The sequence below is a fragment of the Achromobacter insolitus genome (assembly GCF_002209555.1).
GTDB classification, from domain to species: domain Bacteria; phylum Pseudomonadota; class Gammaproteobacteria; order Burkholderiales; family Burkholderiaceae_B; genus Achromobacter; species Achromobacter insolitus.
Window position 1 is genome coordinate 743,615 of record NZ_NJIF01000003.1, and the last position, 13,331, is coordinate 756,945.

The window sequence follows — 13,331 nt, forward strand, 5'->3', positions numbered from 1 at the left end:
TTGTTCAACTTCGAATAGCCGCCGGCGTGCGCGACGCCGGCGTCCCCTTGGAGCTTGGATACGACTTCGGTACTGCCTGCTGCGATTTGCCTGCTACGCGATCACTCCTCGGGCGCGCATGCCTGCAATTCTGTCCTCCGGCACGCCGAAACGCCGCAACACCTCGTCAGTGTGCTGGCCCATCAGCGGCGCCGCCGAGCGCAAGGATCCCGGCGTCCGTGAAAACTTGGTCGGGATGCCGATGGTCTTCATCCTGCCCAGCGCCGGGTGCTCCAGTTCTTGCACCATGCCGCGCGCCAGGTAGTGCGGATCCTGCATCGCCTGGCCGAAATCGTTGATCGGGCCGCAGGGCACCGACGCCCGTTCGCAGCGTTCGATCCATTCGGCCGCGTCGGCGCGCGCGAACTCCGCCTCCAGCAACGGTTCCAGCTCGGCGATGTTGGCCAGCCGATCCGAGTTGGTAATGAAGCGCGGATCGGTGATCAGCTCGGGACGTTCCAGCACGTCCGCGCACAAACGTTCCCAGGTGCGCTGATTGGCCGCGCCTATCATGATGTAGCCTTGGCGCGTGCCGAAAGCCTGGTATGGCGCCGATACGCGATGGCGGCTGCCAGTGCCCTGCGGCACGGTGCCGTCGGCGAAGTACGCCGCCGCTTCCCACACGAACCAGGGCAGCCCGCATTCGGCCAAGGCGATGTCGATGTGCTGGCCTTCGCCCGTCTTCATCTGGTGGATGCAGGCGGCCAGGATCGCGTAGACCGCCGTCAACCCCGCGCCCACGTCATAGATGGCAATGCCCGACTTCAGCGGCCGGCCGCCGGGCTCGCCGGTCATGCTCATGATGCCGCTCATGCCCTGCGCCACCAGGTCGAAGCCGCCCTTGCCCGCATAGGGACCGGAGTGGCCGTAGCCCGAAATCGAGCAATACACCAGGCGCGGGTTGATCCGCGAGAGCGTTTCGTAGTCCACGCCAAGCGACTTGGTCACGCCGACGCGGTAGTTCTCCACTACGACGTCCGCCCAGCGGGCCAGGTCGTACAACACCTCGCGGGCTTCGGGGTCCTTCAGGTTCAGCGCAATGCCCTGCTTGTTGCGATTGATCTGCGCAAAACAGGTGGATTCGCCATTGACGTACGGCCCCATTTCGCGGGAATCGTCGCCAGCGCCGGTCTTCTCGACCTTGATGACCTCGGCGCCCAGGTCGGCCAGCACCATGGTGCAGTATGGGCCGGCCATGATCTGCGACAGGTCCAGGATCTTAATGCCGGCAAGGGGGGGTGCAGCTTGCGTCATATGCAGTCCGTCTTGGGTCGGGGCCGCTTCAGCGGCCGATGAATTCGGGGATGCGCTTGGCGGCGAAGGCCTCGCGGCCGCGCCGGTAGTCCTCGGTGCCGAAGCAGGCGTAGGCTTCGCCACGCTCTTGCGGGCTCAGCGCGCGCCCTTCGCGCAGCTGGCTCACGAAGCGTTTGTGCCAACGGTTCACCAGCGGCGCCGACGAGGCGATACGGCGGGCGGTGGCATAGGCTTGCTCGGCCACGCGCTCATCGTCCACGACGCGGCTCAACAGCCCCTTGGACATGGCCTCGTCGGCGCCAAAGATATTCCCTTCCAGCAGGATCTCCAGCACGCGCGCGGCGCCGACCACGCTGATCAGGTCGGCCAGTTCCTGGTGGTCCACGGTCAACCCGATCCGGTTCACCGGAATGCCGTAGCGGCTGTTGCGTCCGCCGATGCGGATATCGCACAGGGCGGCCAGCTCCAGCCCGCCCCCGACGCACACGCCTTCGATGCAGGCAACCGTGGGATGGCGCAAATGCTTGAGCGTGTCGGTCATGGACAAGGTGAAGAGCGCATACTCGGCCGCCTGCGCCGCTCCGTCCCGGTCTTCCTCGAAGCCGCCGATGTCGCTGCCGGCGCAGAAAGCGCCGCCGGCGCCGCGCAGCACCACGCAACGCACCGCGTCGTCGGCGTCCAGCTCCCGCATGACGCGGCCGAATTCCCGGTACATGTCCAGCGTGAACGCATTGCGCTTTTCCGGGCGGTTCATCAGCACGGTGGCCACGCCGTCCGTATCGCGGCTCAGGTCTATGCTCATGCCGCCTCCTCCAGGCGCAAGTCCGTGCCTTGCAGCACGACCTTGCCGTCCAGTTCGAGTGTGGCCTCGGTCACGATGGTGTCGTAATGCGCCGCTGCCTTGACGGTGCCGCCGATATAGGCGCTGGTGCCCAGCGCCAGCTGGATGGATCCGTAGACGGATTCATCCGACAGCATGGTGCCGTCCAGCTGGCAGCGCGGGTTCATGCCCACGCCCAGTTCGCCCAGGTTGTAGACCTGGGGGTCGTTGAAGCTGGCCAACAGGTCGCGGAACTGGCGCGCCACGGCTCCGCCCTCGATGGCCACCGCCATGCCCTTCTCCATATGGATGCGCACAGGCTCGTCGCGGATCAACGATACGCCCGGTATGCTGGCGTTGACCACGATCACGCCTTCCGCCGTGCCCTCCACTGGCGCCAGGCTGGACTCCAGGCAGTAGCCCGCCGAAATGTCCGTGGTGTTGGCGAAGCCGTGCAGGGCCCGCCCCCGGCGGCCGGCGATGCTCATGGTCACGTCCGTGCCGAGCTCGCTGGTGACGCGGGCCGTATCGGCGCGGGTCAGCGCGTCGGCCAGGCCCTGGATCTGCGGACGCAGCGCGTCGAAGTCGGCCTCCCAGCCTTCCGCCAGAAAGAAGTCGGGCAAATGCGATTCCGGCAGCACGATCACGCCAACCCCGGCACGCGTGGCCTGCTGCCGCGCATCGGTATGCGCGGCGTTGGCGCGCGTCAGAGCGATGACCAGATCGGCTGCCTGCATGGCCTGGGCCACCACGGGCGACAGTTGCCGGCCGTGACGCGCCGACCCGGCAATCTGCAACAGGTGCAGGCCGGCGCCCGCCTCGTCCACCGCGATGGCCAGGGGCTCGACGTTGTGGTGGGTATGCAGGTCATACAGCACCAGCACTTCCATCCCGGGCCGGGCCGCGCCCAACTGGCTGACCACCTTGCGCGCATTCTTCAGTTTCAACAGCGTGTGCATGGTGCGCTCCTCAGGCTGCTTGCGTGGCCCGGGCGTCGGCGACGCGCTGGGCATCCGCCACCGCGCGTTCGAGGATGTCCAGGCCACGTGCCAACTCCCCGTCCGTAATGGAAAGCGGCGCCAGGAAACGGATCACATTGCCGTAAAAGCCCGCCTTCACCAGTACCAGTCCGCCCTGATAGGCGACCTGCACGATATGCGCCGCCAGATCGCCCGCGGGACTGGCGTCGCCATTGCCGCGGACCACCTCGAACGCCACCATGGCGCCCAGGCCGCGCACATCGCCAACGATGCCGAACCGGCCGGCCCAATCATCAAAGCGCGCGCGCACCCGTCCGCCCACGTCTCGGGCCCGCGCCGCGTAGTCCTCGCGCCGCATAACCCCGATGGTGGCAAGCGCGGCGGCGCAAGCCAGCGGATTGCCGCCATAGGTTCCGCCCAGGCCACCCACGGCAGGCGCGTCCATCAGATCGGCCCTCCCCACCAGCGCTGCTATCGGCAGGCCGCCGCCCAGCGACTTGGCCAGGGTGTACAGGTCCGCCTCGATACCGGCGTGCTGCGTGGCGAACCATTCCCCGGTGCGGCAAAAGCCCGACTGGATCTCGTCGGCGATCAGCACGATGCCGTGGCGGGTGCAGTAGGCCCGCAGCGCCCGCAGGAAGGCGGGCGGCGCGTCATGGAAACCGCCCTCGCCCTGCACCGGCTCGATGATCACCGCGGCCACCTGTTCCGGGGTGATCTCGGTTTCAACCAGGCGGCGGAATTCATTGAAAGCGGCTTCGGCGCAATCGGCTTCGCTGAGCCCCGACCGGTAACGCACGGGAAACGGCGCGCGGTAGACCTCGGACGCGAAAGGCCCGAAACCGGTCTTGTACGCGGGCGCCTTGGCCGTCAGGGACAGCGCCATGTAGGTGCGGCCGTGAAAGGCGTTTTCGAACGCCACCACCGCCTGCCTGCCGGTCGCGCGGCGCGCCACCTTGATCGCGTTTTCCACGGCTTCGGCTCCCGTGGTCTGCAGCATGGCTTTCTTCGGCCAGGACCCAGGCACGAGCTCAACCAGCGCCTCGGCCAATTCGATGTATTCGGGATACATGACGATGTTGAAGCAGGTGTGCAGGTAGCGCGCCGCCTGCGCCTGAACCGCCGCCACCACCTCGGGGTGCGCATGGCCCACGTTCAGGGTGCCGATGCCGCCGGCGAAATCGACATAGTCATGCCCATCCAGATCGGTCAGCGTGGCGCCGCGGGCATTGGCCGCGAACACCGGAGGCCCGTTGGCCACGCCCAGGGCGACGGCGGCGTTGCGCCGGGCGAGGTATGCCTGGCACTGCGGACCGGGAAGTTGAGGGGACTGCACGGCGTCTTTCATTGCCCTGGGCTCCTTGGATGAGTGGGGTACGGCGACGAAGTGAAGTCACTATATTCTTGTGCGTTTTATTGTGTCAATGCTAATTTACAAACTCGCATCCTAAATTGTGCACAATTTTGCGTTCAAAAAAATGATATGCTTTCCGCCACTCAACCCAGGTGCCTACATGCCCAATAAACGCGCGACTGCCTCTGCTGACGCCGCCGCCCGCGAAACACGCAAAGCGGCTTCCACCCACGAAGTCATACTGGATATGCGGGAACGCATTGCCTCGCAGGCCTTGCTGCCTGGCACCCGCGTGCCGGAAGAAGACCTGGCCCAGGCCTACGACATCCCGCGCGCCAAGGCGCGCGAAGTGCTGGCAACGCTGGAAGACCGTGCACTGGTCGAACGCGTACCCAACAAGGGTGCCGTGGTGGCCCTGGTCGACATGGAAACGACATACCGCCTGTATCAGGTGCGCGAAGCGCTGGACGGTCTGGCGGTGCGGCTGGCCATGGCCAATGCCACGCCCGCCGATTGGGAAGCCATGCAGGCCCTGCTGGGCGAACCTTTCGAGCAAAGCCTGAAGAGCGGCGACATCGAAGCCCACGTCGCCACGATCGAGCAGTTCCGCAACCACATCAAGGAACTGGCGCGCAATCCCGTCTTGAGCGACATGATCGAACGCATCTACGACCGCACCCGCGTGTCGATGCGCCGGGTAGCCCTGCTGCCCGGCCGCTCAGAAATGGGAATCAAGCAATACCGCGCCCTGCTGGACGCAATGGTCCGCGGCGACGCCGACGAGGCTGAACGCTGCGTGCGCGAACTGAATGGCAGCGCCCGCGACTACATCGAGCGCTACAAGAACTATGTAATCTGATCCGGCCGGCCCCTTGCGGGCCGGCCGCCGGCACGCCCGCGCCTCAGGGCGCCGCAGGTTCGTCGTAATTGTTGAGCTTGACGCCGGATACGCCCTGGACGCTGGAAGACGCCGCCGGGGCCTTTTGCTCCCCGGCCGGAGCCGGCGTTGGCGCCGACGCGCCCTGTGGCGCCGCGGCCGCCCCCGCCACTGCTCCAGCCTCGGCGCCTTCCTCGGCGGGCCGCGTGGCCCGCAGCCTGCGGCGGGACTCTTCCTGCTGCGCGATCAGCTTGTCCAATTCGCCGGCCAGCGCCGTGGATTTGCCCGTGCGGGCCCAATCGGCCGCGGTCTGGCCCTTGGTATCACGGGTGCCCACGTCCGCCCCCGCCTTCAGCAGCAGATCGACCATGGGTTTACGGCCCGACAGCGCCGCCATCATCAAGGGCGTTTCACCATTGGGAGCCGGCGCATTGGCCATGGCTTGGTGCGCCAACAGCAAGCGCGCCATCTCCAGTTGCCCCTTCGACGCCGCGTAGTGCAGCGGCGTCCAGCCCAGGCGGTTGACCTGGGCGCCGCGCGCGATCAGCTTCTTGGCCCGCTCGATCTGGCCGGCAATGGCCAAGTACATCAAAGGCGTCTCGCCCGCGGGATTCTCGGCATTCACATCGGTGCGTTTATCCGCGGCGATCACATCGAACACCTTCCAGGCGCCGTCCACCACCGCGCGCATCAACGCCGGCTGGCCATTCTTGTAGCGCACGTTCGGGTCCTCGCCGCGCGCCAGCAGCGCCTTGATGTCGTCCGGGTAATCATTGGCGACATAGACCCACCAGTCGGCAGGGTTGGCGGCTTGCGCGACGGCCGGGCTGGCGAGCCCTACGGCCAGCGCCAGCAGCGCCCCACGGCAGCACGACAAGACGAACTTCTGGGCGGAGGCGTTGCGGGAAGCCATGGCGATCCTATAAATTACTTTAAATAAATCAGCTTAAATTACTTCTTTATCTTATTGAAAAGATTAAAGAAATTTTCCGTAGAAGCTCGTGCCACATCTGCCACGGGTATGCCTCGGAGATCCGCGATCTTCTCGGCGACGTGGATTACCTTGGAAGGATCGTTCAGCTTGCCCCGGTAAGGCACAGGCGCCAAATAGGGGGAATCGGTCTCGATCAGCAGCCGGTCCAGCGGCACTTTGGCGGCAACTTCGTGCACGATCTGCGCGTTCTTGAAGGTCACGATGCCCGACAGGGAAATATAGAAATTCTGGTCCAGCGCGGCCTGGGCGACTTCCCAGGTTTCGGTGAAACAGTGCATGACGCCGCCGACCTCGGCGGCACGTTCTTCGCGCAGCATGCGCACGGTGTCCTCGGCGGACGAGCGCGTGTGCACGATCAGGGGCAGGCCCGTGTCGCGCGCCGCGCGAATATGGCTGCGAAAGCGCTCGCGCTGCCAATCCAGCGGCTCGGACAGGCGGTAATAGTCCAAGCCGGTCTCGCCTATGGCCACCACCTTCGGATGTTCCGACAGCCGCGCCAGCTCTTCAGGGCTGGGATCCGGGGTGTCTTCATAATCGGGATGCACGCCCACGGAGGCCCACAGGTTGGCATGCGGTTCGACCAGCGACATAAGGCCAGGCCATTCCGGCATGTTGACGCTGACGACCAGCGCGTGCGTCACCTGGTTGGCGGCCATCCGGTCGAGAATGGCCGGCAGGTCGGCAGCCAGCTCGGGAAAGTTCAAATGGCAGTGGGAATCGACGTACATGATGAGTCTGGATACAAGTGCCGCGGCGCCGCGCCCATGGCCGGGTCAGCGCCGCAGGATCTAAGGCTTACGCCAGGCAGGATAGCACCACGCGCTGCAAGGTCGCGTGGGCGAAAAGCTTGGCGTTCAGGGGATGGGTGGCAAGCGCGCGTTGCCGCGTGAGCCAGCGCGCGGCCTCGGCCACCTTGGCGGGGTTCATGCGCGCAGCGACCTGAGCGACGGCGCTGGCCAGGGCCGGAAAATAGCGTGCGGGCGCCCCCGCGCTGGCCAGCATCAGGTCCGTGTACAAACGCTGCAAGGTATCGATCCACTCACTGGCCGCCACCTTTTCCAAGGCCTCGGCCAATGTCCCCACGTCGGGCGTCTGGCCCTTGGACAGCGGCCCGACCAATTGCGTCAGCCAAGGGGGGCACGCGGCCTCGCTCGATTGCGCCAGCCTCAGCGCCGCCAGGGGCGCGCCGCCCGCCGCGGCCAACCATTCGCGGGCGGGCTCCACATTCTGGTCGCGCAGCCATTGCAGCGCGGTGTCCGGATCGGGCGCGGGCAGCGGCAAGCGGCGGCAGCGCGACACCAGAGTGGGCAAAAGACGGTCCGGCGCATCCGCGACCAGCAGGAACACCGTGTGCGGCGGCGGCTCTTCCAGCACCTTGAGCAAGGCGTTGGACGACACCACGTTCAGCGCATGGGCCGGGTACAGCAGCGCCACGCGCCAGCCGCCGCGATGCGTGGCGGTGTTGAACCAGGATTCCAGCGAGCGGATCTGGTCGATGCGTATTTCCTTGGACGGCGCGCGCTTGGCCGTCCCCGTGGCGGGCTCGGCGTCCTCCGCCGGCTCGGCGGCATCAGCGCCCTCCTCCACGGCCACGGCCTCGGGCCGGATGCGGCGCAGGTCGGGATGGTTGCCGCTGGCGAACCAGGCACAGGCGGCGCAATGGCCGCAGGCCAGCCCGTTGGCGGGGGTTTCGCAAAGCAGGCTGGCCGCTGCTGCGACGGCAAAGTCCAGTTTGCCGATGCCAGCCAATCCGTGGATCAGCCAGGCGTGCGCGAAACGCTCGCGGTTGCCCAGCCAGTTCCGTGCCGTCTCGGCCTGCCAGGGCAGGAACTGGGGCGCTTGGGAGGGCTGCTCGTCCTCGTCTTTGGCAGCGCGGGTCGCGTTCATGCCGACTGCCCCAGGAGTTCGCGTAGCCCTGCCTCGAGCCCAGCCCGGACCTGGGCGATGGACTGAGTCGAATCGACGATGCGGATGCGCGACGGATCAGCCGCGGCACGCGCATGGTAGGCCTCGCGGGTACGCTCGAAGAAGGCCGCGCCCTCGCGCTCGAAGCGGTCGGGTTCGCGCGCATCGGCCAGCCGGGCGCGCGCCACCTCCAGCGGCACATCGAAAAGCCAGGTGCGGTCGGGCTGGCCCGCCTGCATCCAGCTTTCCAGCGTGGCCACGCGCGCCGCGCCCAGGCCGCGGCCGCCGCCCTGGTAGGCATAGGTGGCATCGGTGTAACGGTCACAGACCACCCAGGCGCCCCGCGCCAATGCCGGCTCAATGACCTGATGCAGATGTTCGCAGCGTGCCGCAAACATCAAGAGGGTCTCGGTATCCAGCCCCATGGCGTCGGTTAGCAGCAAGGCGCGAAGCTTCTCGCCCAGCGGCGTGCCGCCGGGTTCACGGGTGGATACTACGTCCAGGCCCTGCGCGCGCAGGAAGTCGGCGATCCAGACGGTATGCGTGCTCTTGCCCGCGCCGTCCACGCCCTCCAGCGTGATAAAGCGTCCGCGCGTGGTCATTGGTCTTGTCCTTGTACTTGTGCCTGGTCCGGCTCGGGCGCTGCGTCCACCCCGGCGGCAGGCGCCGGCGTGGGCGCGGCAACGCCATTGGTCGGGCTGCTGGCGGCCGCGCCGCGGCTGGACGCCGGGCTTGGCGCCGCATTCTGGCCCTGGCCCAGGATATAGCGGGAAACGTTGCGGTTGTGCTCGGACAGGTTGACCGAGAACTCGCTGGTGCCGTTGCCGCGGGAAACAAAAAAGAGGAACTTGTGCTGCTCCGGCTGCACTGCAGCCAACAGCGCCGCACGGCCTGGCGCCGCGATCGGCGTGGGCGGCAGGCCCGGACGCGTGTAGGTATTCCAGGGCGTATCCGTTTGCAGATCGCGCTTGCGGATCCGCCCCTGGTAGGCGTCGCCCATGCCGTAGATCACCGTCGGGTCGGTCTGCAGCAGCATGCCGATCTTGAGCCGGTTGGTAAACACGCCCGCGACGCGGCGGCGGTCCGGCCCGTGGCCGGTTTCCTTTTCGATGATGGACGCCAGCACCAGGGCTTCGTAGGGCGTGGTCACGGGCAGATCCGGCTGACGCTTGGCCCAGGTGTCCTGCAGAATGCGCTGGCCTTCCTGATAGGCGCGGCGCAGCAGGTCGTAGTCGGTGCTGCCCGGCGTGAAAATGTAGGTATCCGGGAAGAACAGGCCTTCCGGCTGCTTGATATCCGACCCCAGGCGTTCCATCAATTCTTCGTCGCTGGTTTCGCCCAGCGTCTGCTTGACGTCCGGATTGGCGCGCAGCGCCTGGCGGATCTGACGGTAGGTCCAGCCTTCCAGGAAAGTGATCTGCCGCTGCGTCATGTCGCCGCGCGCCAGACGTTCGAGCAGACGCCACGGCGTATCGCCGTTGATCGCCTGGTAGCCGCCCGCCTTTATCTGCTTGTCGAGTTCGGACAGGCGCGCCATCCAGACGAAACCGGGCTCCCAAACCGGCACGCCGGCCTCATTCAGCACCCGCGCGACCGTGCGCGGGCTGCTGCCCGGATCCACCACGAAATCGATCCTGTCGGCCTTCAGCTGCATGGGCTTGTGCATCCAATACCAGGCGCCTCCCACGGCAGCGGCGGCGGCCAGCGCAATCAGCAGGAAAAACCACAGGACGTAAAAAAAGAGTCGCTTCTTCATAAGTGTCGGAAGTTTAATTGATCGCGCGGACCTGTCGCGTCAAAAGAGGGGCGGAGCGCGATGCGCATCCATGCGCGTGGCGGGGGCATGGCCCAGCCCGGAGGGGAACACGGCTATCATCAGCACTTTGATGACGCGATAACTCCGCCTCCATGCACGCTTTCCATTCTTCGATTCCCGCCCGCGCAGAAGGTTGCGCACAAATTGCGCCGCTGGACGATTTCCTGGTTTTCGCCGCGTCTGGCGCGGACGCCCTCACCTTTCTGCACGGCCAGCTCACGCAGGACGTCACCGGCCTGCCCCAGGACGCCGCCCGCCTGGCCGGCTACTGCACGGCCAAGGGTCGCCTGCTGGCTACCCTGGTGATGTGGCGCGGCGCCGCGAACGGCTCGGACGACGCGCCCCAGCTCTACGGCATGGTGCGCCAGGACCTGGCGCAGGCGCTGCTCAAGCGCCTGTCGATGTTCGTGCTGCGCGCCAAGGCCAAGCTTGCCGCCACGCCGCTGCACGTGGCCGGCGTGTCGGCGTCGGCCTCCGAAGCCGCTACGTTGGAAGCCGCAGCCGGCCCCCTGCCACGCGCCCCCTGGCAACGCGCCGATCTGCCATCCGGCACCTGGATCGCCGCGCCGTCGGCCGACGCCCGCCTGCGCTGGTGGTGGATCGCATCGGACGAACAGCTGGACCAGGCGGCCGCGCTGGCCGGCGCGCTGGGACTGGCGCCCGCCGCGCAATGGCATGCCGCAGACCTGGCCGCGGGCATACCGTGGATCACGGCGGCGACGCAAGACGTATTCATCCCGCAAACGGTGAACCTGGACCTGATCCAGGGCGTCAGCTTCACCAAGGGCTGTTATCCGGGCCAGGAAGTCGTGGCGCGCAGCCACTACCGGGGCACCGTCAAGCGGCGCATGGCCTTCGGCACCATTACCGACGCCGCCATCCAGGCTCCAGCACTGGCCGGGGTGGACGTCTACGACGCCACCCAGCCTGGTGAGCCCACCGGCCGTGTGGTGGACGCCGCAGGCGAACAAGGCGTGGTATCGGTCCTGTTCGAAACCACGCTCGCGGCCCTGCCTGAAGGCGACCTGCGCCTGGGCGCCGCGGACGGTCCGCGCATTTCGGCGGCCCCGCTGCCCTATTCCATTACGCCGTAAACCCGCGGCCCGCCATCGCGCGCGGGCCCGCTCCCAAGCCTGCGCAGCCAGCCCTGTCCGAAGCGGGCGTGGCGCTATACCGCCACGCCGAACAGCGCGCCCACGCCCGCCGTGACCGCCATCGCCAGGCCGCCCAGGATCGTCACCCGCAGCGCGGCCGGTCCCTTGGGCGCGCCGCCCGCTCCCGCGGCCAGGGCGCCCAGGGCGGCCAGGCAGGCTACCGAAGCTCCAATGACCCAGACGATCAATTGCGGCAAGGGTGCCGCCGCCGCCACGGCCAGCGGCAGTGCCGCGCCGCCGGCGAACGAAGCGGCGGACGCCACGGCTGCCTGCACCGGACGGGCGCGGTTATGGATGGATATGCCCAGTTCGTCGCGCGCGTGCGCATCCAATGCGTTGTGGCTGGTCAACTGGCGCGCCACCTGCGTCGCCAGGTCGCGCGTGAGGCCGCGCTCCACGTAGATATCGATAAGTTCGGCCAGTTCTTCGCCGGAATTGCGCTTGAGGGAGCGCTGCTCCATGCGCAGGTCCGCGGCCTCGGTGTCGGCCTGCGACCGCACCGACACATACTCGCCCGCCGCCATCGAGAGCGCCCCAGCCACCAATCCGGCCATGCCGGAGGTCAGGATAGCCCCATGAGTGGCCTGTGCCGCCGCCACGCCGGTAATCAGGCTGGCCGTGGACACGATGCCGTCGTTTGCGCCCAGCACGGCGGCTCGCAGCCAATTGCTGCGGAAAATCCGATGATGTTCTTTTGAAGGCATTGCCAGATACCCGTGCACCACGCGATAAGCGCGCAGCGGATCCGCCCATCAGGCCGCGACACCGCCGCGCGCAGGATTCAACGCGGCGTCACGCGCACCGCGGTAAGCAAGCCTATCACGCAAAGCGTGGCCTGCTCACCATCGTAGGCATGCACCTCCACCTGGCAGACCGACAGGCGTTTGCCAGGCTTGACCACGCGGCCGCTGGCGACAAAGCGGCTACCCTTGGCGGGCGCCAGGAAGTTCATTTTGAACTCGGAAGTCAGCACGTCCTCGCCCGGGGCGAACAAGGTATAGGCTGCATAGCCTCCGGCGCTGTCGGCAATGGTGGTGGAAATGCCCGCGTGCAGAAAACCGTTCTGCTGACAGAGGTCGGCGCGGTAGGGCAGCACGATGTCCACCCTTCCCGGCTCCACGACGTCCAACCCCGCGCCCAGCAAAGTCATGATGCTTTGCTGGGCGAAACTCGCCTGGACCCGCGCGGCCGGGTCCGGCGATGCTTGCGATTGCGCCATGTCAGTCCTGCTCGCGCTTGACCAGGTTGACGATGCTGGAGAAGTCCAGCTTGCCCGACCCGCCGGCGCTATGCAGCGAATACAGGTTGCGCGCCAGCTCGCCCAGCGGAATGGATGCCCGCGCCGACAAGGCGGCCTCGGCTGCCAGCCCCAGGTCCTTCAGCATCAGGTCCACGCCAAACCCGCCCGCGTAACCCTTGGAGGCAGGAGCGTGCTCCATCACGCCGGGCCAGGGGTTGTAGAGTTCCGTCGCCCAGTTGCGGCCGGAACTCTTGGCGATGATGTCCGACAGGACTTTCGGGTCCAGTCCGTTGGCCACGCCCAGCGCCAGGGCCTCGGAAGTGCCCGCCATCAGGATGCCCAACAGCATGTTGTTGCAGATCTTGGCCACCTGGCCCGCGCCTGCCGGACCGGCGTGGAAGATGTTCTTGCCCATCTTCTCCAGGACGGGACGGGCGCGCTCCAGCGCCGCGCCCTGGCCGCCGACGATGAAGGTCAGCGTGCCCGCCGCCGCGCCGCCGGTGCCGCCGGAAACCGGGGCGTCGATCATGGCAATGCCGCGCACCTCGGCGGCCTGCGCCACCTTGCGCGCCGAATCCGGCGCGATGGTGCTGCACTCGATGACCAGCGCGCTCGAGGGAATCTTGCCCAGCAGGTCCTCGCCCAGGTATAGCCCTTCGACGTGCTTGCTGGCCGGCAGCATCGAAATGACCACTTCCGCGCCCTTGACGGCGTCCGATGCGGAAGCGGCCGCCTTGGCGCCCGCGTCCGTCAAGCTCTTCACCGCCGCCGGCACCAGGTCAAAGACCGTCAGACTATGGCCGGCCTTGACCAGGTTCAATGCCATGGGCGCGCCCATATTGCCCAAACCGATAAACGCGATACTGCTCATGATGTCTTGTCTCCTGTTGCTATTGCT

Annotated in this window: 14 protein-coding genes; 2 read left to right on the forward strand and 12 right to left on the reverse strand. The window is 67.0% G+C overall.

The annotated features are described in order from the left end of the window. Positions 1-93 precede the first annotated feature (93 nt). From CEY08_RS13600 to gabT, 4 genes are read right to left on the reverse strand one after another with little or no spacing between them, the layout of a single operon-like run. A complete protein-coding gene (locus CEY08_RS13600; protein WP_076813119.1) occupies positions 94-1,293 on the reverse strand; it encodes a CaiB/BaiF CoA transferase family protein in 1,200 nt (399 codons plus the stop codon). Between the two features lie 28 nt (positions 1,294-1,321). Continuing rightward, positions 1,322-2,095 carry an enoyl-CoA hydratase/isomerase family protein gene (locus CEY08_RS13605; protein WP_042793344.1) on the reverse strand — a complete coding sequence of 258 codons (774 nt, stop codon included), beginning with the start codon at positions 2,093-2,095 and terminating at the stop codon, positions 1,322-1,324. Then, positions 2,092-3,072 carry an aminopeptidase gene (locus tag CEY08_RS13610; RefSeq protein ID WP_076813116.1) on the reverse strand — a complete coding sequence of 327 codons (981 nt, stop codon included), beginning with the start codon at positions 3,070-3,072 and terminating at the stop codon, positions 2,092-2,094. The genes CEY08_RS13605 and CEY08_RS13610 overlap by 4 nt, the downstream gene beginning before the upstream one ends. Before the next feature lie 10 nt (positions 3,073-3,082). Further along, positions 3,083-4,441, reverse strand: coding sequence for a 4-aminobutyrate--2-oxoglutarate transaminase (gene gabT, locus CEY08_RS13615; protein ID WP_063961806.1), 1,359 nt, complete (start codon positions 4,439-4,441; stop codon positions 3,083-3,085). A 166-nt stretch (positions 4,442-4,607) separates the two neighbouring features. On the opposite strand from gabT, the gene CEY08_RS13620 reads away from it, so the two are divergent. Beyond that, the gene (locus CEY08_RS13620; protein ID WP_063640817.1) at positions 4,608-5,306 is read left to right on the forward strand and encodes a GntR family transcriptional regulator; all 699 of its coding nucleotides are present in this window, start codon (positions 4,608-4,610) and stop codon (positions 5,304-5,306) included. Between the two features lie 43 nt (positions 5,307-5,349). Here CEY08_RS13620 and CEY08_RS13625 read toward each other — a convergent pair whose 3' ends face one another. The 5 genes from CEY08_RS13625 to mltG all read right to left on the reverse strand — a co-directional run bounded on the left by CEY08_RS13625 (position 5,350) and on the right by mltG (position 9,979). Continuing rightward, on the reverse strand, positions 5,350-6,237 hold the full coding sequence (locus tag CEY08_RS13625; RefSeq protein WP_076813113.1) for an ankyrin repeat domain-containing protein: 888 nt from the start codon (positions 6,235-6,237) through the stop codon (positions 5,350-5,352). Positions 6,238-6,275: 38 nt separating this feature from the next. Then, on the reverse strand, positions 6,276-7,046 hold the full coding sequence (locus CEY08_RS13630) for a TatD family hydrolase (protein ID WP_042793341.1): 771 nt from the start codon (positions 7,044-7,046) through the stop codon (positions 6,276-6,278). Positions 7,047-7,113: 67 nt separating this feature from the next. Then, positions 7,114-8,205, reverse strand: coding sequence for a DNA polymerase III subunit delta' (gene holB / locus CEY08_RS13635; RefSeq protein ID WP_076813111.1), 1,092 nt, complete (start codon positions 8,203-8,205; stop codon positions 7,114-7,116). Further along, entirely contained in the window at positions 8,202-8,825 is a 624-nt protein-coding gene (tmk, locus tag CEY08_RS13640; protein WP_042793340.1) for a dTMP kinase, read from the reverse strand. The genes holB and tmk overlap by 4 nt, the downstream gene beginning before the upstream one ends. Further along, on the reverse strand, positions 8,822-9,979 hold the full coding sequence (gene mltG / locus CEY08_RS13645) for an endolytic transglycosylase MltG (protein WP_076813108.1): 1,158 nt from the start codon (positions 9,977-9,979) through the stop codon (positions 8,822-8,824). The genes tmk and mltG overlap by 4 nt, the downstream gene beginning before the upstream one ends. A gap of 152 nt (positions 9,980-10,131) precedes the next feature. On the opposite strand from mltG, the gene ygfZ reads away from it, so the two are divergent. Continuing rightward, the gene (ygfZ, locus tag CEY08_RS13650) at positions 10,132-11,133 is read left to right on the forward strand and encodes a CAF17-like 4Fe-4S cluster assembly/insertion protein YgfZ (RefSeq protein ID WP_076813105.1); all 1,002 of its coding nucleotides are present in this window, start codon (positions 10,132-10,134) and stop codon (positions 11,131-11,133) included. Positions 11,134-11,207: 74 nt separating this feature from the next. Here ygfZ and CEY08_RS13655 read toward each other — a convergent pair whose 3' ends face one another. The 3 genes from CEY08_RS13655 to mmsB all read right to left on the reverse strand — a co-directional run bounded on the left by CEY08_RS13655 (position 11,208) and on the right by mmsB (position 13,304). Continuing rightward, on the reverse strand, positions 11,208-11,897 hold the full coding sequence (locus CEY08_RS13655) for a VIT1/CCC1 transporter family protein (RefSeq protein WP_063640822.1): 690 nt from the start codon (positions 11,895-11,897) through the stop codon (positions 11,208-11,210). A 77-nt stretch (positions 11,898-11,974) separates the two neighbouring features. Further along, positions 11,975-12,412 (reverse strand): PaaI family thioesterase, encoded by a 438-nt coding sequence (locus CEY08_RS13660; protein ID WP_042793339.1) that lies wholly within the window; start codon positions 12,410-12,412, stop codon positions 11,975-11,977. Between the two features lies 1 nt (position 12,413). After that, positions 12,414-13,304 carry a 3-hydroxyisobutyrate dehydrogenase gene (gene mmsB / locus CEY08_RS13665; RefSeq protein WP_042793338.1) on the reverse strand — a complete coding sequence of 297 codons (891 nt, stop codon included), beginning with the start codon at positions 13,302-13,304 and terminating at the stop codon, positions 12,414-12,416. Positions 13,305-13,331 lie beyond the last annotated feature (27 nt).